This window comes from Nocardioides sp. Soil777, assembly GCF_001428425.1.
Taxonomy (GTDB): domain Bacteria; phylum Actinomycetota; class Actinomycetes; order Propionibacteriales; family Nocardioidaceae; genus Nocardioides; species Nocardioides terrigena.
This window is the reverse complement of record NZ_LMSN01000009.1, coordinates 19,795-38,811: the sequence shown is the minus strand read 5'-3', so window position 1 is coordinate 38,811 and position 19,017 is coordinate 19,795. Positions and strand designations below refer to the sequence as shown.

The window sequence follows — 19,017 nt, the reverse complement described above, 5'->3', positions numbered from 1 at the left end:
GCTTACCCCCTCAGCGCCACGGATGGACTCAGAAGTGGACTCGGAGGTCGTCGTGGTGGCTCCGCGAGACGTCGACGCGGGCTTCCGCCTCGCGGGCGCCGCGACCGTGGTGCCCGAGCCCGGCCCGGACGGGGAGATGGAGGACGGGATGGACGGCGAGGTCGGTGCGGACGCCGTCAATCGAGCGGTCGAGACAGCCGTACGCCTGCCCGGCGACGGCCGTGCGGTGGTCCTGGTGCACCACGACGCGTGGACGCGACTGCCGGTCGCTGCGCGCGATGCCTGGGCCGAGCGCACCGACGTCCTCGTGGTCGGCCTTCCGCCCGACGCCCCGGCCGTGGACACCGAGCCCCACGACCAGCTCCAGCGACTGCTCGGACGAGCGGTCGGCTACGAGATCAGCTTCGTCCCTGAAGGAGACCACCCATGAGCACGACACCCACCACGATGCCGAGCACGACACACGGCGGCGTGCCGGCCGGTTCCGGCGACCAGGTTGGGACGGTGGTGCGGGTCTCGGGCCCAGTCCTCGAGGTCACGGGCCTACCCGCTTGCCGACTCTACGACGTGGTCAAGGTCGGCCCGCAGGCCCTGCCCGGGGAGGTGATCCGCCTCGACGGCGCCCTGGCCACGGTGCAGGTCTTCGAGGACACCTCGGGGCTGCGCGCCGGTGACCCCGTGACCGGCACCGGGGGACCGCTGACCATCGAACTCGGCCCCGGGCTGCTCGGCACCGTGTTCGACGGTACCCAGCGCCCGCTCGCCGCCCTGAACGCCGAACACGGCATCTACATCCCGCGCGGCGCCGACCTGCCCGGCCTCGACCGCTCCCGGACCTGGGAGTTCCTGCCGTCCGCGGTAGCGGGCGACCGCGTAGAGGCGGGGGACCAGCTCGGCACCGTGCAGGAGACCGCGGCGCTGCGCCACCGCGTCCTGGTGCCGCCGGGCGTCCACGGCGTGGTGGAGCACATCGCTGAGGGGTCGCACCGCGTCGACGAGGTCATTGCCCGCGTCCAGGGCCACGACGTGCAGATGCTGCAGCGCTGGCCGATCCGCCGGCCCCGTCCCGTGCGAGGACACCAGGCCCTGCGCCGCCCGCTGCTCACCGGCCAGCGGGTCCTCGACAGCCTCTTCCCGATCGCCCTCGGCGGCGCCGGCATCATCCCCGGCGGGTTCGGCACCGGCAAGACGGTCCTCGAGCAGGCGATCGCCAAGCACGCCGAGGCCGACGTGGTGGTCTACGTCGGGTGCGGCGAGCGGGGCAACGAGCTGACCGAGGTGCTCGAGGAATTCCCGCAGCTCTCCGACCCGCGCACCGGTCGCCCCCTGATGGAGCGGACCGTGCTCGTGGCCAACACCTCCAACATGCCGGTCGCGGCCCGCGAGGCCAGCGTCTACCTCGGCATCACGATGGCCGAGTACTACCGCGACCAAGGCCTGCACGCCGTCCTGCTCGCCGACTCCACCAGCCGCTGGGGCGAGGCACTGCGCGAGGTGTCGGGTCGTCTCGGCGAGATCCCGGCCGAGGACGGCTACCCCGCCTACCTCGCCACCCGCCTCGCGGCCTTCTACGAGCGCGCCGGGCTCGTCGACTGCCTCGGCTCCACCCCGCGTAGCGGGTCGGTCACCGTCGTCGGCGCCGTGTCGCCCGCAGGCGGGGACTTCTCCGAGCCCGTCACCCAGAACAGCCTGCGCGTGGCCGGATGCTTCTGGGCGCTCGATGCGAGCCTGGCCCGCAGCCGCCACTTCCCGTCGATCAACTGGACACGCAGCTACACCACCTACCGGCTGGGCGAGTGGTTCGACGAGCACGTCGCCGAGGACTGGTCGCGCCTCAGCGCCTGGGCCGTCCGCACGCTGCAGGAGGAAGGGAGCCTCCTAGAGGTGGTCAGCCTCCTGGGCGTGGAGGCGGTAGCGCCGCCCCAGCGAGTCACCCTGCGCGTGGGCCGCATGCTCCGCGAGGACTACCTGCAGCAGAACTCCTTCGACCCCGCCGACGCCAGCTGCCCGCCGGCCAAGCAGGTCACGATGCTCAGGCTGATCAACGCCGCCGAGGAGGCCATGACCGCCGCGCTCGCCGCCGGGCGACCCGTCGCCGACGTCGTCGCCCACCCCGTCCTGCGCACGGTCGCCACAGCACGTGGCTGGCCGGTCGACGACACGCTCGAGCGACACCTCGACGACGCCGTCTCGACCATGCACGCCGCACTCACCACCAAAGAGCGCACTACCGAGGAGCGCGCTACTGAGGAGCGCGCGGCACTCACCACCGACGAGGAGGAGCAGCGATGACCACGCTGGACAGCTCCAAAGACAGCCCGGAAGACACCGCGGACACGATCACCCGCGCGCGGGACGCCGTCGCCGCCGCGCCGGTGGGCATCCTGCCCACGATCGAGATGCGCGACGTACGCCGGGTGGCCGGGCCGCTGCTGCTGGTCGAAGGCGCCGAGGCCGTAGCGTTCGGCGACGTCGTCACCGTCGTCACCGACGACGGCCATGAACGCGACGGCCAGGTCCTCGAGGTGGACCGCTCCCGTGCCGTGGTACAAGTGCTCGGCGGCACCGAGGGCATGGGCCGGGCCAACGTCGCCGTTCGCGCGCGGTTCCGCGCAGCGGTCACCGGCGTCGGGACCGACGTACTGGGACGCGTCCTCGACGGTGCCGGGCGCCCGCGAGACGGTCGGCCGGAGCCCACCGCCGAGGCGTACCGACCGGTGAACGGGCTGCCGCTCAACCCCGTCGCGCGGATCCACCCCGACCAGTTCATCGAGACCGGCTTCTCGGCCATCGACGGGCTCAACACCCTGGTCCGCGGGCAGAAGCTGCCCATCTTCACCGCGGCCGGGCTGCCCGCCGCCGAGGTCGCCGCCCGGATCGCCACCCAGGCCCGGGTCGCCGGCGAGCGCAGCCACCACAACGAGGCCAACGAGGACGACGAGACCGAGGACGTGGTGGTCGTCTTCGCCGCGATGGGCGTCACGCGTCGCGAGGCCGACTTCTTCCGTGACCAGTTCGCCGCCAGCGCCTCGGGGCACCGCAACGTGCTGCTGCTCAACCTGGCCGACGACCCCACCATCGAGCGGCTGCTCACCCCCCGGGTGGCGCTGACGCTGGCCGAGTACCTCGCCTTCGAGAAGCACCTGCACGTCCTGGTGATCCTCACCGACATCACCGCGTACTGCGAGGCGCTGCGCGAGATCGCCGCGGCCCGCGAGGAGATGCCGGGACGGCGCGGCTACCCCGGCTACATGTACACCGATCTGGCCTCCCTCTTCGAGCGGGCGGGGCGGGTGCACGGCTCGGCCGGGTCCTTGACCCAGCTGTCGCTGCTGACCATGCCCGACGGCGACATCACCCACCCGATCCCGGACCTCACCGGCTACATCACCGAGGGACAGGTGGTCCTCTCGCGCGACATGGCCGGACGCGGCGTCGACCCGCCCTTCGACGTCCTCCCGTCGCTGTCGCGGCTGATGAACGCCGGCGTCGGCGCGGGGCGTACGCGGGCCGACCACCGGGGTCTGGCCGACCAGCTCTACGCCTGCTACGCCCGTGGGGTCGAGGTGCGGCGCCTGGTCTCGATCGTCGGGGAGAGCGGCCTGACGGTCGAGGACCGCCGCTACCTCGCGTTCGCCCGCCGCTTCGAGGAGGAGTTCGTCGGCCAGGGCGAGGCCCGGCGGACCATCACCCAGACCCTGGACCTGGGCTGGGAGCTGCTCGGCGACTTCGAGCCCGACGAGCTCGGCCGGGTCGGGGCCAAGCACCTCGCCCAGTACCACCGCGCCACCACCACTGAGCGCACCGTCGAGAGCACCGCCAAGAGCACCGCCAAGAGCACCGCCAGGAGCCAGCCATGACCGCGACACCCGTCCCCAGTACCACCCCGCGCGGCACCCCCCCCAGCAACCCGCACGCCGCCAGCGCCGAGGAGGTCGCCGCAGCACTGGAGGTCGACCCCGCACAAGGCCTGAGCAGCCAGGAGGCCCAGAGGCGGCTCGACCGGTTCGGCCACAACCAGCTGGCCGAGCCCGTACGCCGACCGGCGCTGCTCCGCTTCCTCGACCAGTTCCGCAGCGTCTTGATCCTGGTGCTCATCGGTGCCGCGGTCCTCGCGGGCCTGGTGGGGGAGATCAAGGACACCATCGTGATCGCCGTGGTGCTCCTCATCAACGCCAGCATCGGGTTCTTCCAGGAGCAGCGGGCTGAGAAGAGTCTGGAGGCGCTGCGCAACATGCTGAGCCCCTCGGCGCGGATCCGGCGCGACGGGCGGACCCTCGTCCTCGACGCCAGCGACCTCGTGCCCGGCGACGTCGTCCTGCTCGAGGCGGGCGACCGGGTGCCCGCGGACGCGCGCCTGGTCCTCGCCTCATCGGTGGAGGTCGACGAATCAGCGCTGACCGGTGAGTCCCAGCCCGTCCCCAAACGGGCCGACTCGACCGTAGAACACGATGCCCCCCTCGCGGACCGCGACAGCATGGTCCACATGAACACCGCGGTCACCCGCGGACGGGCCGAGGCGGTGGTGACCGCCACCGGCATGAAAACCTCCGTCGGCGCCATCGCCGAGATGCTCGCCACCGGCGAGGAGCCACAGAGCCCGCTGCAGCGGCAGCTCGACTCCCTGGGCAAGCGGCTGGCCGTGATCGGTCTCGTCGCCGTGACGGTCTACGTCGCGCTGGCCCTGGCGCGCGGCGAGGCCCCCTCCGACATCGCCCTGCGGGCCGTGGCGCTCGCGGTGGCGACCGTCCCGGAGGGCCTGCCGGCCGTGCTGGCGCTGACGCTCGCGCTCGGCGTGCACCGGATGGCGGGCCGCAACGCGATCGTCAAGCGGCTGGCCTCGGTCGAGACACTGGGCTCGGCCACGGTCATCTGCAGCGACAAGACCGGCACCCTCACCCTCAACGAGATGACCGTCCGCGAGGTACGCGTGGGCGAGGCCGTGCTCACGGTCCACGGCCAGGGGTACGACACCGACGGCGAGGTCCTCGACTCCGACGGCGCGCAGGCGAGCCTGCCGCCGCTGCTTCTCGACGCACTGGCGCTGTGCAGCGACGCCGAACTCACGGCGGGCCGGGACGGGGACGGGGATGGGGATGGGGATGGGGATGGGGATAGCGCCGGCATCATCGGCGACCCGACCGAGGGTGCGCTGGTCGTGCTGGCCGCCAAGGCGGGGCTCGACGTGACGGCGCGCCGCCAGGAGTGGCCGCGGTCGGCGGAGATCCCCTTCGACGCCGACTACAAGTACATGGTCACCTACCACGACGAGGGACCCGCGTCCCGCGTGCTGGCCAAGGGCGCGGCTGATGTGCTGCTGCGGCGATGCGACTCGTGGCTGCTCGACGGTGAGGAGGTCGTGCTCACCGCCTCCGACCGGGACCGGCTCGACGACGCCATCGCGGCGATGGGGGAGCGCGGGCTGCGCGTGCTGGCCGTGGCCACCCGTCTGGTCGAAGCACCGTCGGCCGAGCCCCACTCCGACGTGTCGTCGCTGACCCTGCTCGGCCTGCTCGGGATCGCCGACCCACCGCGGCCCGAGGCGACCTCGGCGGTGGCACTGTGCCACCGGGCCGGCGTGGGGGTGAAGATGATCACCGGCGACCACGTCGCGACCGCCGTCGCCATCGCCCGCGAGCTCGGCATCGAGGGCCGCGCGATGACCGGCGCCGAGCTCTCCGAGCTGTCGACCGAGGAGCTGGCCGACGTCGTCGACGAGGTGGCGGTGTTCGCCCGGGTCTCTCCCGAGCACAAGGTCGCCATCGTCAAGGCGCTCACCGCGCGCGGACATGTCGTGGCCATGACCGGTGACGGCGTCAACGACGCAGCAGCCCTGCGCTCGGCGCACATCGGCGTGGCCATGGGCCTGACGGGAACCGAGGTCACCAAGGAGGCCGGCGACGTCATCCTCACCGACGACAACTTCACCACCATCGTCGGCGCCGTCGAGGAGGGCCGCTCGATCTACGACAACGTGGTGAAGTTCGTGCGTTTCCAGCTCTCCACCAACATGGGCGCGATCTCGACCTTCCTCGGTGCCTCGGTGATGGGGCTGCCGGCTCCGCTGACCGCCGTGCAGATCCTGTGGGTGAACATCATCATGGACGGCCCGCCCGCGATGGCGTTGGGCGTGGACCCCGCACGGCCCGGGATCATGTCCGAGCCCCCGCGTCGCAGTGGCGACCAGATCCTCTCCCCGGCGCGACTGATCAGGCTGGCCCGCGTGGGCCTGGTGATGGCGATCGGCACACTCGCAGTCCTCATCCTCGCCCGCGAGGAGTGGGGCGAGGCCGTCAGCCTGACCATGGCTTTCACCACCTTCGTGCTCTTCCAGCTCGTCAACGCCCTCAACGCCCGCGCGGAGCACGTCACCGTGTTCGCACCGCACACCTTCACCAACCGATGGCTGTGGGTGTCCCTGACGACGGTAGCCCTGCTGCACGTGGCCGCCGTGCACACGCCGTGGGGCCAGGCGATCTTCGACACCGTCGCCCTCACACCCGAGCAGTGGGGGATCTGCATCACGGTGGCGTTGTGCGTGCTCCTCGTCGAGGAGCTCGTCAAGCTCGGCCACCGCTGGGGCTCGCGTCGGCGGGACGGCTGAGGACGACCCAGGACATACGAAACCAGAATCGCGTAGCATGAGTCGTCATGACGCGCGACGACTGGACCTTCCTGTCCAACCACGGCCACGTCCTGGTCGCCCTGGCGCGCAACCCGGACGCACGGACCCGCGACATCGCCGACGCCGTCGGCATCACCGAGAGGGCGGTGCAGCAGATCGTCGCGGACCTGGTAAAGCACGGCTACGTGGACAAGGACAAAGTCGGTCGGCGCAACCGATACCGGGTCACCCGCGACTCCCACTTCCGCCACGACCTCGAATCCGGAGTCACCATCGGCGCCTTCGTCGACCTCGTCAACAAGACCACCGCCACCCCTTGACATACGAACTGCGCTTCGTGATAAACTGATCGCACATCAGGGTTGGGGAGTACCCCACCTCCGGTCGCACGTCACCACGGCTGATCAGCCCGACTGATCGGCCCGGCGACCGGGTTCCACACCGGGACGGGAGAGACCACTCCTGATCACCATCCGGGCAACGCGGCCCGGACCGACGACAACGGTGGTGATCAGCATGGACGACCTTTTCATCCTCTTGGCAGTGATTCTCTGGTTGGGCCTTTGGTGGGCTCGTGACGTCGGTTGGATCGGCGTGCGTCGCGGACAGGGGGTCGCTGCGGCTCGGCGCAACCGGCGACATGCGTCCTCCGGGTCCGTGCCCGACGGTGGCCCCGACGGCCCGTACGTCGACGCGGGGGGGAGGCGTCCATGATGCTCCTCAAGCTGCCTGTAGCTGCGATGCCCGAGAGCGGCGACCCGTTCCACCCCCACGTGCGACTGCCGGTTTCGGGTGCTTTGTCACGCCAGGACCTGCACCAGGTTGCAGGTCACCTCCGGGACGAGGGCTGCGTGCACGTGACCCTGACGATCCCGCACCGAGGACTGCTCGCGTTCATGCGGCGGCGTAGCGCCTCCGGGGCGGATACGGACGTGCGCGATCGTCTCGCAGACCTCGCCTGGGTCTTGGGACCCGACGCGAGTCGCGTGATGGTGAGGTTCCAAAACCGTCCGGGCGCGCTGAGGGGGTGGTGGGAGGCGTGGGCGTGGCGGCGCGGGGTCGGCGGACCTGGACGCCCATCGCAGCCCGAGCGTCCGCTCGACGAGCTCGTGGCGCAGCCCGATCCCCACCCAGACGCGACGTCCCCCGAGAAGACTCGACGCTGCGAGGGCAGGCCTCACGTGCTCGCCGCCGCGGCGGAACCACTGGAGTGGGAGGTCATCGACGAGCTCCACCGCTGGGTGTCCGTCGGATGCGAGGTCCACTTGGCGCTGACGGTGCCTCCTCGCTCACCGGTGTCGCGCGAGCCTGAGCTGCACCTCTTGTGGGAACGACGCATGGCACTCGACGTCGCCGACCGCGAAGGGGAGGTTGCCCAGCTGTGGCCGGGAACCCCGCTCGTGCGGATCGACGTCGTCAGGACCAACTTCACGGCGGGCCGGAGTCGATGGACACGTCAGTTGGTCAGACCGAAGCGATGACGGTCCGCGAGCGGCGTACCACCGCACCGCAGCATCCGGAAGGAGAAGCATCATGATCCACGGTGACAGTCGCGGCGCCTCAGTCCACGCCCCCGATATGGAGGAGTCGACCCTCCCCACGGATGCCGACCACGTCGTCGGCGGCGGCCGAGCCATCCCGCGAGACCTCACCCCGGAGGCTGCCGCGCATCTGACCGCGGCCGGTGGTGACCCCTGCATCTCCGTGCTGATGCCGACGACCCCGGCTGCACGGATGGCGATCGCGGACCGCGAACGCCTCGCAGGCCTGCTCCTCGACGCCGAGCGACGCCTCGACGATCAACCGTTGGGTGACCGCGAGCGGTTGATGTGCGAACTGCGGCGACAGGCCCGCATCGCCCAGGACTCGATGACGCAGAACGCTCTCGGGCTCTTTGTCAGTCACAGCGTGTCGCGAGCCTGGGCTCTTCCGGTGGCGGTCCATCAGAAGGTCGTGGTCGAGTCCACCTTCGCCACCCGTGACCTGCTCCGGGCGCTGCACCGGACCCCGCCGCACCTGGTCCTACGCGTCGACGACTTCGGAGCTCGCGTGTACTGGGTTGCCGCACACGTCACGCTGCTCGACACGGTCGAGCGCCTCCCCGTAGGCACTGCGCGGCTGGTGGCCTCGCCGAACCTCCACAGGTCGGACCCAAGATCGGGTCTCGGGCGCGCCGCGGAGCGCGGGGCCGGCGACCGAACCGACCTGCTCGCCCGGATCGATACCTGCATGGCACGCCTATGCGAAGAGCGTCCGGCTCCGCTCGTGCTGGCCGGCGACGCGGCACTCGTGAACGAGCTGAAGAACAGTGCGCGGTGGCTGCATCGGCTCGCGGGCGCCGTTGTCGGCCCCACGGCCCACAACCCGGACCAGTTGTTCAGCGCATCAGCATTGTGTCTGGAGGATTACCTGCACCGACGTGGTCAGCAGACGCTGGAGAGCCTGCGCGAGGCTGCCGTCAACGATCCCGAACAGGTAGTAGCCGGGCTGGACCAGTGCTGGATGGCCGTGGCAGACCGGACCCCGGGCACCCTCGTGGTCGAACAAAGTTACGTCCACCCCCGACTACCCGGAGAAGGTGGGGGGCCTGTGTCGCACGACCTGATTGACGACCTCCTCGAGCACGCCATCCAGGCCGGCAACCTTATCGCCTTCGTCGACGACGCACAGCTGCATGAGTTCGGGGGAATCGCCCTCCTGAGGTCCAGGTGAACGGAAGCCGCAACGCTGCTTGCCCGTCACCGCAACGCAGCGCGCGAGGTGCGACCCAAGTGCGCCTATATCCGACATCCCACACGACTAGGAGCCCACGTGAGCGTCAGCCGACCGGGAGCCGATGGCGGCCACCCCACTGAACCCCGGCCGCAGTCCCCGGCACGCAAGGACTCCTCACCACTGGCACCATCTCGAGACATCGGATGGCTGTTGACCCTGCTGAGCGCGGTGGGAGCGCTGTGGTCCTCGTGGGGGCTGTTCCCCAACGATCCGGTGGGTAACACTGCTGGGTCCTGGGTCTCTGCCGCAACGACCATCGCCATCATCGGCACCATGTGGTTGCGCGCGACCGACGCCTCGTCGGCAGTAGCAGTCACGGCGCTAGCAGGTGGAACACTGCTACTCCTCGGCGCACTTCGCGACTACCCCACCTCCGTCACCGTCACCATGGTGGGCGGTGGCGCCGGCATCGTCGTGGGCGCGATCATGCAGATTCGTCACGCCCCCGGAACGCGTTAGGCCCACGCACTTCTGAACGCCGGGGACAGCCCACCCCGCCGCAGAAGGAACGCCATGGCCCACGAGACATCCGCACCCACTGATCAGTCGCCAGGCATGACGAGACCTCCGGCCCTGCGGCGCGTCTTGGAATCGACGCCACATTTGGCCGCCATCGGATCGATCCGTCATTGCCTTGGTGGTCTGCGCCGCCACGTTCGCCTGGGCAGGTGGAAAGGCGGTCCAGTTCTTCGCAGCTGTGACCTCTCGCACTGGCACGCGGGAGGACGCCTTGCTCTACCTTTTCGAGAGCATCGACACGATCCTCGCCGGTGTCGTGCTGCTCCAAGTGGGCTTGGGATTGTGGGAGCTCTGTGTCGGCGACTTGGCCTTGCCGGAGAGTCTGGCAACGCACACTTTCGACGAACTCGAAGCCAAGGTCGCCGGAACCTTGGTGCTTGTGCTGGTGGTGCGCTTCTTGGAGGAACTCGTCCAGGACCCAGAGCCGCAACAGTTGCTCGCGACGGGCATCGCGGTCACTCTCGTCGGCGGGCTCCTGGTCCTTGTCATGCGCTGGCGCCACTGAGCGGCGCCTACTGGCGCCGTTCTACTGGGACTGTCCCATGAGCGATCGTCGCTCGGAGGGTGACCGGTGCGGGATCCGCTTGCATGACTTCTCCTCACCGGGGCGGTTTCAACCGGGTCTCAGAACTCTTCTTTGAGTTTCGGGGGGACGCTGTTTGACCTGCGCAAACGTGGCGCGAGCTGCCGCGTCCCCCCGGGTTCGGAGGGCCCGGGGGGACGGATAGGGGGACGCTGAGCCGCCACGCTGCGGCCCGTGACCAAAGTCCGTGGCGTCAGAGTGTCCGATTCGTGCGCGCCACGGTTGCTTATCCGTGGCGTGAGGATGTTGCGACGACTGCTGGCTCGCGCCTCGCGGCACGAAAGGACATGGTCATGGCCGGTTGCCAGACTGGTCCTCGTTCCTCAGGTCGGGGTGCTCGATCGTCTTGAGGTAGCGGGTGGCGCCTTCAACGCTGAGCCCGAAGAGGTCGTAGATGCGGCGTACGTCGCCGCCGGTGGCATGGATCTCGTGCAGTATGCGGTCCTCTCGCAGGGCGCGCGGGCGAACGCGGCTGTCCCTCCAAGGAAAGGACGGACCGCCGGGGACGAGACGCGGCGCGGTGCGTCGGTTGATGAGCAGGTGCGGGTTCGCGGTGGCCGGCCAAGTGCGGCTGCGGTGGTCGAGCCAGGCGCTCAGCCGGGTCCTCACGGGTGCGGCGAGCGGGATGTCGCGGCCCTCGAGGTGGAGCCGACCGTCCACGATGTCGGTCAGCTGCAGCTCACGGACCTGCCTGCCGGTCAGGCCATGGAAGGCCACCAGAGCGACAGCGAGCGCCACGGCCGGGTTCGGCGAGTCCAGCTCGGCGCGGATCAAGGCGGGGTCCAGCGGCAACGGAAGATTCGTGGCGACGCGAGTGAGGTCGACGCCCTTCATGGGGTTGGTGAAGACGAGTCGGCGGGCCTTGAGGATCTTGAACAGCGACTTCAAGCCGATCTCGGCGAAGTGGCGGTGGCTGGTGCCAGCGGGCAGGGTCGCGAGGGCGGCCACGATGTCGTCCTCGCTGATCTCGGCGAACGACTGGCACCCGGCTTCGACCCACCTCTGTACGACGGGCGCGAGGCCCTGGATGTGGATCTCGACGGTCTCGGGTTCGCGGGGCAACTGGCGAGGTGCGTGTCGAGAGCCGCCGAGCATGACCTGAAGCCACAGCTGGAGGTGCTCCCGCATGGCGTCCGGGAGGGCTCCGGACTCGATGAACTTGACGCTGAAGTACCGCTCGACCCGGGTCGGGACGTCCTCGATCAGGAGCCCGGCTTCGGCGAGGACGTCGAGGGTGGAGGTGATGGTGCCGTCGTAGCGGCGCAACGCCACGACGTCACTGGCGCGGACCTTCGCGGTGGGAGTAGGTCGCAGGATCTGCAGCAGCCGCAGGGACTGGATCACGGCATTGCGCTGCCTGACGCTCCAGCCGTAGCGGCGGGCATGGTCGGCGACGATGGCCGCGCAGTACCGGGTCGGGTCGCTGTCCTCGACCAGGATTCGTTGGCGCAGCACCTCGGGGTCGGGGTCCATGTCGAACAGGGTCAGCTGTTCGAGCGCATCGTCGTCGAAGCTGGTGCCGGGCTGGTAGGGCAGCTGGTTCTTGTTCTTTGTCGACTTTCGGCCATCCCAGCGGACGTGGTCGGGCAGCGGTGTCGCGCGACGCTTGAAGACCATGTTGGCGAAGAACAGTTGCTGACTGTGCTTGTTCGTCGCGGCGACATCGGGTGCTCGGCCGGGCTCCTGTTGGAGGCGGGCGTTCTCGAGGCACAGGCGGCAGGCCTGTCGGTCGCTGACGTGGCCGGTGCGGCCGCAGTAGGCGCAGGTGCCCTTCGGGTAGTGGCTCTGCCACCAGCGGCAGGACCAGCAGGTCCAGTTGTGGCGGGGGTAGACGCCCCAGGCCAGGCAGCCCTTGCAGGATCCGATGTGCTCGGGGCTGCGGGGATGGCACCCGCTGCACAGCCCCTGGCTGAAGTAGTCGGTGCGGGATCGGCACCGGCCGCACGGTGGAGCTACGAATGGGCCGCCAGGCAGGCACTGATAGCAGAAGTCGACCCGGGGGCTGGTCCACGCGACGCGGTTGCTCTGGCACCGGTTGCACTTGGGCGGCAGCCGCAACGCCGCGTTGGGGCCGGGCGCCGGCATGCGGTGCTCGTCCTTTCGGTGGGCGATGGGTGTGCGGGCTACAGCGGTGGGGTCGAACGGGGCTTGCCGAGCCGCGGTGTGACCGCCGGTGGCGTGCCGCCGTTGCCGTTCGGATCGCCGTCCCCGTTTCCGCCGTTGGCTGTGTCGGTGTTGCGGGGACGGCGCGCGGCGACCTTGCCTGGCTCTACTGCCATCAGGTCGTTCGGGGTGCATTCGAGCACGGCGCACAGGACGTCGAGCTCTTCGAGGCGCATCGTCGGCGGGGTCCCTGCCCACCACGACGACATCTTTCCGGCGGAGATCTCGAGCCCCGCATCTGCCAGCATCCGCCGCAGTTCTGCTGACTTCCAGATCCCTCGTTCGGCGGCCCGTAGCCGCAGGCTCCACTGCATCTGGATCCTCTCCTTCAGTGCATCAGTCGGGTCAGTTTGGTCAGTCGATCTGGAGGCCCAGGCGGGCCTCAATGCGGTCGCTCGCGCTGTTCCACGCGCGCTCGATGTGGTCACTGCGGACGTGGAGGTAGCCCGACGTCGTCGCCAGCCACTGGTGCCCAAGGAGTTCCTGGAGCGCCTTGATGTCCATCCCGGCCGCGTACAGCGACGAGGCGCAGTAGTGCCGCAGCACGTGTGGCGTCATCCGTCCCGACCACGCCGGCAACCACTCCTCGACCTGTATTCCCAGGGCGCGGCGCAGCGCGTTCGCACCGACACGTCCGCACCGGTCCAAGTCGCGGTCGAACCGCTCAGAGGGCAGCAGCGGCGCGTCCGGGTCGGCCCAATCCTCGCCGTACTGCGGGCGGACCTCGGCCAGCCACCAGTCAATCAACTGGTTCGCGCCGTTGATTCCGGGCACCAGCCGGGGCTTTGGGCCGCGGCCGCCCGAGCCCTTGCCGTGGCGGACGTGGAGCTTGCCGAACTCACCCAGATCGGGGCACCAGTCACGGATGTCGAGCATCACGGTCTCGTTGATCCGCAGCCCGAGTCGACGCCACAACGAGGCAGCGAAGTAGTCGCGGGCCGCCGGCAGGTACTTGCGTGCCTGAGGGACCGACCCGCGCCAGGCGGTGAACAGCGAGTCGATCTCCTCATCCGACGGCGGCACCCGGATCCTGCCCAGCGATGCCCCCGACTGGCGATTGAACTCATCGATCGGTTGCTCGACCACGACACGGGTGGTGCGGCGGATGGTGCCCTCGTAGCGGGCGATCACGAAGTCGTAGAAGCCCGACAGCGCGCCGGCCTTGCCCGCCCGAGTCGACACGCTGAGCCCCCGCCGGCGCTGCTGGGCCAAGAAGGCGTCCGCGTCCGCACAGGTTGCCTCCCACAGGGGAATCGACAGCGAACGAGCGAACTCGATGACGATCGCCCTGGTCGACCCGATGTGGCGGTCCGTCAGCCCTGCCGCGGACATCGCCAGCGCGTACTGGTCAACAAGCTCCTGCTCGAAGTCCGCGACTGCCTGCGCACCTATCAGTGCCGGATCAGCAGCGCTGCCACCCGGCAATGCCACCAAACCCATCAGTCACCGACTTCAAGCGAGGCGATCATGCGTCGACAGTACATCGAAACCGTCAGTCAGAGCGACAATCCTTCAATTCAGGTGCTGATGAGTGTCGAACCGGCACGACCTGCACGAACTCAGATCAGGGCCTCCAGGCGTCCGATCGAACCTGAGTTCCTAGAGACAGCTCCATGACGACCGCCATGACGCCCCGCCCGCTGCTCCTGCTCGCTCCCACCGTGATCCTCGTGCTGCTGGGTCCCGTGCTGTTGGTGGCGATGATCGCCGGCACCCGCCCCACCGCCACCGCCGGCTGCACCACCGACGACACCAACCCGGACACCGCGATCGAGGCGATCGCCGGTGTCGATCTCACGACCGAACAGGTGCAGGTAGCTACGCAGGCCGTCGCCGCGGTGCGTGGCTACCCGGCGACGAGGGACACACCGCGCGCAGCCGTGGTCGTTCTGGCCGCGGGCTACCAGGAGTCCCGGCTGCGGAACCTCGCGCACGGTGACCGCGACTCCCTGGGATACCTGCAGCAACGCCCCTCCCAGGGGTGGGGGAGTGCCGAGCAGGTCCGCGACGTCACCCACGCCACCACCTCGTTCCTCACCCGACTGGTCGCCGTCCCGGGCTGGCAGACCATGCGGGTCACGGACGCGGCCGCCGCCGTCCAACGGCCGGCCGATGAGTACCGCGACGCTTACGAGCAGTGGGGGCCGCTGGCCACGGCCCTCACCGCACGGCTCTGGGGCGCGGCGCCTTCCCTCACCACGCGGCTCACCACGCGGCTCACCAACCCGCTCACCAGACCGTCCGGCGCGCCGGGCCCGCGGGTGTACGCCGCACCGCCGCCCCCGGGTGCGGACGGCGGTGCCTCGTCCCTGACGATCGCGCACGCCAACATCAAGGCCAGCCTGTCGCCGGCCGCTTTCCGCGCCGACCTCCAGACGACGGTGGCCGGCGGCGCCGATCTGGTGTCCCTGAACGAGATGACCCCTCGGGGCGACCGCGAGATCACACCGCCGGGATACGCCGCGTTCCGCGCCCCGCCCACGGTTCCCGCCAGCCAGACCCGGTCCACGGCGGTGCTGTGGCGCACCGACCGGTGGAGCCTGGTCGCAGGGGGCCGTGAGCTCCTGGTCCCCGACGGTCCACAACGGTGGGACGCGGGACGCTCCGCTACCTGGGCCACCCTGCAGGATCCCCACGGCCGTCAGGTATCGATGGTCTCGGTGCACCACATGATCAACCCCGCCGTCCACGGACCCAACCCGCTGCGCCAGCGCCTCTACACGGCCGGGATGAGCACCCTCGCAGCCGTCGTGACGAGACTGGCGGCACGGGGCCCAGTATTCGTGGCCGGCGACTTCAACTCCCAGTGGTCGGCCCACGACCCGTGGGGCCCCCGGTCGGTCCTCGCCGACATCGGGATGCAGACCTCCATGGACCTACTCGGCCGCGAACCAACCCACCGGGGCGGCGGCACCATCGACTACGTCTTCTATCCCGTCGCGACCGCCACCCCGACCGCGCAGTCCACCCGGATCCTGAACTCCGACCACCGGCTGATGACCGCGACCTTCACCTGGCACGCCGCCCCCACCACGACCGCGAGTCCAGCCTGCGTGCCCCCGACGTCGGCGCCGGTGCCGGCCGACTGCGCGGCCGCCGGCGGTGCCGCCGAGGCTGGCCTCACCCCGGACGCGCTGCGGGTCATGCGGTGCGTGCTCACCGTGTTCGGCCCCCACACCGTCGGAGGCCTCGGAGACCGGCCCAACCCCAGCGACCACGAGACCGGCCGCGCCGTTGACATCATGATCGACCGGTGGGACACCGCGGCCGGCAACGAGGCCGGTTGGGCGATCGCACGCTGGGTCCGTTCCCGTGCCTCGGAGCTCGGCGTCACCTACGTCATTTTCGACGCCCACATCTGGTCACCGGACCGCGACGCCGAGGGCTGGCGTACCTACTCCCACCCCACCGGGGTCAGTAGCCCCACCCTGGACCACCTCGACCACGTGCACGTCTCGGTCCACGGCCATGCCGCCACAACCCTGACCTGATCCCGTGAGGGGCGCCCCGCTGCCGCACTCACCGTCGGCTGTCCGACCTGGCAGCGGCGTCCCCGCCTCTCCTGGCATGAAGGTGAGCATCGGGCACGGCATGGACGGCTCACCCGTTCATGTCCAGACAACGATTGACTGGGTGGTGGTCCTGCTGAGCGACCCAGGTCAGGGAAAGACGACGTTGGCCCGGTACCTGACCCGCTGGTGGATCGCCGATTCACGCCGCACGGCACGCATCTTCGCCACCCGGCCCCACGAGTACACCGACTTGATGACGGTCCGCTCGGTGGTGGTCCTCCCTCTTGTAGACGTCGACCGCGCACTCGTCGCGCCCTCCTCCGGCGAGCTCACGGTGATCGACACCGTGGACACGGTGCCGGTCCCCACCGCCAGACTCGTGGTTCATCGGCGGGTCCGCGCAGACGTCCTGACGATCGTCACCTCCAGCGGTCCTGGCGCCCGGGAGCTGGAGCCCGACGGGTGTCGCTGTCTCGGCCTGGTGCCGAGACCCCCCGGCGGGCGCCCGCTCACGGCGGCACCCCGGAGGAGCGACGGGTGGGACGGTCTTCAAGGACGGCTCGACTGGCCGAGCGACGTGGAGGCGGTGGTACCTGACATCCGGGGGGCGCGAGACCTCCCGGTCCACCGCTGGCAGGTCGTCGATCGCGCCGCCGGATGAGCATGCAGCGCAGTCGACACGACCGGTTCCGCGAGCACCCCGTCCCGCTGACGTGGGAGCTCCCGGTCTTGGCTGCCCTGGTCGGCCTCCTCATCGCGGCGATGACTCCGCTGGTGGTGCAGGGGCTCGCATGCTGGCTGAGCGGAGCGGCCTTCGCCTGGCCCACGGGACACACTCCCGCCGCGCTCGTCGGACTCGCGCAAGGACGCTTCGGCGTGGGACTCGCACCGGCGTCGGCCGACCGGCTGCCGGGTGACCCGGTGCTGTGGATCGCGACGGCGGTCGCCGAGGTGTCGCTCGTAGCGGGTGTCGTTCTGGTGACGTGCTGGATGCGGGGGGCCCTGGGGCTCAGCGGTCACCGGGGGCTGGCGACCGCTGCTCAGGCTCGGGCCGCTTTGGGCGCCGCGGCCCTGCGGCGTAGGGCCGCGGTCGTGCGACCCGACCTGTACGGCAGTAGACGAGCAACGCGCCTGACCGGATCTGCGCGTTCCGTGGTCGCGGGGGAGGAGCGACCGATGGGGAGGCCGTCTGGACGCACGCCCGGACGACGCGGCCGGTTCCGTCCGCACGACGTGGGCTGGCGCCTGGGCCGAGTGGGACTTCGCCGCAAGGACCTCTGGGTCCCGTACGACCGCACCACGTGTGCGATCGGGCCGCAGGGGTCGGGCAAGACCCTCGACGTGTTGGTCCCCGCGCTTCTCGACGCCCCGGGCGCTGCCCTGGTCACCCTGACCAAGCCCGACGACTTGTTCCTTACCCTGGCCGCGCGGCAGGAAGGTGGTCGACCGGTGGCAGTCCTGGACCCGTTCGATCTCGCTCCCGGAGTACCCGAGCTGGTGTGGGATCCCATCATCGGGTGTGAGGACTCGATGCTCGCCGAACGGCGAGCCAAGGCGTTCGCCGCCGGCACCGTGAAGGGGGCCGCCATCAGCGGTGGCGACCAGGCGGCTCGGTTCTACGCGGGGGAGTGCGCGAAGGTCCTGCAGGCCTACTTCCACGCCGCCGCGATCGGTGGGCTCGGACTCGAAGTGGTGCTGACATGGGTCGCCAACCCGCATCACCATCCCGAGCCCGAGGAGATTCTGCGGACCGACCCCGCTGCGGCTCCGCTGTGGGACGGGCTCCTGCGTGGCGCCTTGCAGGGGGACGAGCGCACGGCCGGTAACACCATCACCACCGTCCAGCAGGCTCTAGCGCTGTTCTTCCAGGCCGACATCCGTCGACGGTGCGTACCTTCACCCGGCCGGCCGGCCACTGACCTCACCGACCTGATCCGCGCCGGCGGGACCATCTACCTCCTTGGACGTGAGGACCCGTACGCGTCCGCGTCACCGTTGATGACTGCCGTCACCGAGCAAATCCTGGACACCGCCAAGCAGCTGGGCGAGACCGCCGAGCAGGGCCGCCTCTGTCCGCCGTTCCTCGCCTGCCTCGACGAGCTCCCGTCGACCGCGCCCGTCCCGACGCTCGCGACCCGGATGGCCAACGAGCGTGCCCTGGGCCTGTCGTTCCTCCTCGCCGCCCAGACGTGGCGACAGCTCGTCGTCTGCTACGGGGAGGATGAGGCCCGCACCATCTACGGCCTGAGCAACAACTTGGTGGTGTTCGGCGGAGGAAAGGACATCCACTTCTACCGCGAGCTCGCCGACCTGATCGGCCAGACCACCGTGATGCGAGTCAGCCACACCCGTCACGCACACGCAACGTCACGCTCGTGGAGTCCCACCGAGGTACCTGTCCTGCAACCAGGCGAGCTTCGTGCGATCCCGGACCGCCAGGCACTCGTGCTGTCCGAGACGCGGCAACCCATCATCGCCACCCTCGACCGCTGCGTGGAGAACGGCCGAGGAGCCAAACTGCTCTCCGCCCAGCACCATGCCCGTCGCAGCGCCCGGCGGGCACGCGACCGCAGGAGCGAGGCTGCGGACTCTGGTAGCGACGCGCGCCGTCTTGGGCTGCCGCGGTGAACTCGCGTTCGCGGTCGACGAGGGAAACCAGCCCGACGTGACGACCCAGCGACCGTCCTCGGAGAGGCCAGCGCCTCGTGACCGGTACGCGGCGCCCATGGTGGTGCCCTTCCCCGACCCCGGGCAGACCCTGACCGCCGCCTTGAGCGCCCTCCACCGCCAGTCGACGACCCCGGCTGAGACGGACATCGAGATGGAAACCCGCGCCCTCC

General features: G+C 70.1%; 15 protein-coding genes. 12 read left to right on the top strand and 3 right to left on the bottom strand.

Going from position 1 to position 19,017, the window contains the following annotated elements:
* Positions 1-22: 22 nt before the first annotated feature.
* From ASG88_RS07005 to ASG88_RS06970, 9 genes are all read left to right on the top strand, one after another.
* Positions 23-430 carry a hypothetical protein gene (locus ASG88_RS07005; protein WP_157559605.1) on the top strand — a complete coding sequence of 136 codons (408 nt, stop codon included), beginning with the start codon at positions 23-25 and terminating at the stop codon, positions 428-430.
* Positions 427-2,292: a V-type ATP synthase subunit A gene (locus ASG88_RS07000; protein ID WP_157559604.1), complete on the top strand. Its 1,866-nt coding sequence runs from the start codon at positions 427-429 to the stop codon at positions 2,290-2,292. Before ASG88_RS07005 ends, ASG88_RS07000 begins: the two co-directional genes overlap by 4 nt.
* On the top strand, positions 2,289-3,860 hold the full coding sequence (locus ASG88_RS06995; RefSeq protein ID WP_200956386.1) for a V-type ATP synthase subunit B: 1,572 nt from the start codon (positions 2,289-2,291) through the stop codon (positions 3,858-3,860). Before ASG88_RS07000 ends, ASG88_RS06995 begins: the two co-directional genes overlap by 4 nt.
* On the top strand, positions 3,857-6,604 hold the full coding sequence (locus ASG88_RS06990) for a cation-translocating P-type ATPase (protein WP_082600062.1): 2,748 nt from the start codon (positions 3,857-3,859) through the stop codon (positions 6,602-6,604). The genes ASG88_RS06995 and ASG88_RS06990 overlap by 4 nt, the downstream gene beginning before the upstream one ends.
* Before the next feature lie 47 nt (positions 6,605-6,651).
* Positions 6,652-6,945: a helix-turn-helix transcriptional regulator gene (locus ASG88_RS06985; RefSeq protein WP_056886715.1), complete on the top strand. Its 294-nt coding sequence runs from the start codon at positions 6,652-6,654 to the stop codon at positions 6,943-6,945.
* A 390-nt stretch (positions 6,946-7,335) separates the two neighbouring features.
* Positions 7,336-8,106 carry a hypothetical protein gene (locus tag ASG88_RS06980; RefSeq protein WP_056886714.1) on the top strand — a complete coding sequence of 257 codons (771 nt, stop codon included), beginning with the start codon at positions 7,336-7,338 and terminating at the stop codon, positions 8,104-8,106.
* 52 nt (positions 8,107-8,158) lie between these two features.
* The gene (locus ASG88_RS06975) at positions 8,159-9,337 is read left to right on the top strand and encodes a hypothetical protein (protein WP_056886713.1); all 1,179 of its coding nucleotides are present in this window, start codon (positions 8,159-8,161) and stop codon (positions 9,335-9,337) included.
* Between the two features lie 213 nt (positions 9,338-9,550).
* Positions 9,551-9,859, top strand: a complete 309-nt coding sequence (locus tag ASG88_RS22975; RefSeq protein WP_157559603.1) for a hypothetical protein — start codon at positions 9,551-9,553, stop codon at positions 9,857-9,859.
* Positions 9,860-10,037: 178 nt separating this feature from the next.
* Positions 10,038-10,424 (top strand): YqhA family protein, encoded by a 387-nt coding sequence (locus ASG88_RS06970; RefSeq protein WP_056886712.1) that lies wholly within the window; start codon positions 10,038-10,040, stop codon positions 10,422-10,424.
* A gap of 369 nt (positions 10,425-10,793) precedes the next feature.
* On the opposite strand, the gene ASG88_RS06965 is transcribed toward ASG88_RS06970, so the two are convergent.
* From ASG88_RS06965 to ASG88_RS06955, 3 genes are read right to left on the bottom strand one after another with little or no spacing between them, the layout of a single operon-like run.
* Positions 10,794-12,587 carry a hypothetical protein gene (locus ASG88_RS06965; RefSeq protein ID WP_056886711.1) on the bottom strand — a complete coding sequence of 598 codons (1,794 nt, stop codon included), beginning with the start codon at positions 12,585-12,587 and terminating at the stop codon, positions 10,794-10,796.
* A 38-nt stretch (positions 12,588-12,625) separates the two neighbouring features.
* Positions 12,626-12,979 (bottom strand): helix-turn-helix domain-containing protein, encoded by a 354-nt coding sequence (locus tag ASG88_RS06960; protein WP_056886710.1) that lies wholly within the window; start codon positions 12,977-12,979, stop codon positions 12,626-12,628.
* 40 nt (positions 12,980-13,019) lie between these two features.
* Entirely contained in the window at positions 13,020-14,096 is a 1,077-nt protein-coding gene (locus ASG88_RS06955; RefSeq protein ID WP_235534758.1) for a tyrosine-type recombinase/integrase, read from the bottom strand.
* A gap of 182 nt (positions 14,097-14,278) precedes the next feature.
* Here ASG88_RS06955 and ASG88_RS06950 point away from each other — a divergent pair, with 182 nt between their 5' ends.
* The 3 genes from ASG88_RS06950 to ASG88_RS06940 all read left to right on the top strand — a co-directional run bounded on the left by ASG88_RS06950 (position 14,279) and on the right by ASG88_RS06940 (position 18,805).
* Complete coding sequence (locus ASG88_RS06950; protein ID WP_157559602.1) at positions 14,279-16,156, top strand: endonuclease/exonuclease/phosphatase family protein; 1,878 nt, start codon at positions 14,279-14,281, stop codon at positions 16,154-16,156.
* Between the two features lie 76 nt (positions 16,157-16,232).
* A complete protein-coding gene (locus tag ASG88_RS06945; protein WP_056886707.1) occupies positions 16,233-16,838 on the top strand; it encodes an ATP-binding protein in 606 nt (201 codons plus the stop codon).
* A 680-nt stretch (positions 16,839-17,518) separates the two neighbouring features.
* Positions 17,519-18,805 carry a TraM recognition domain-containing protein gene (locus ASG88_RS06940; RefSeq protein WP_235534757.1) on the top strand — a complete coding sequence of 429 codons (1,287 nt, stop codon included), beginning with the start codon at positions 17,519-17,521 and terminating at the stop codon, positions 18,803-18,805.
* Positions 18,806-19,017: the final 212 nt, after the last annotated feature.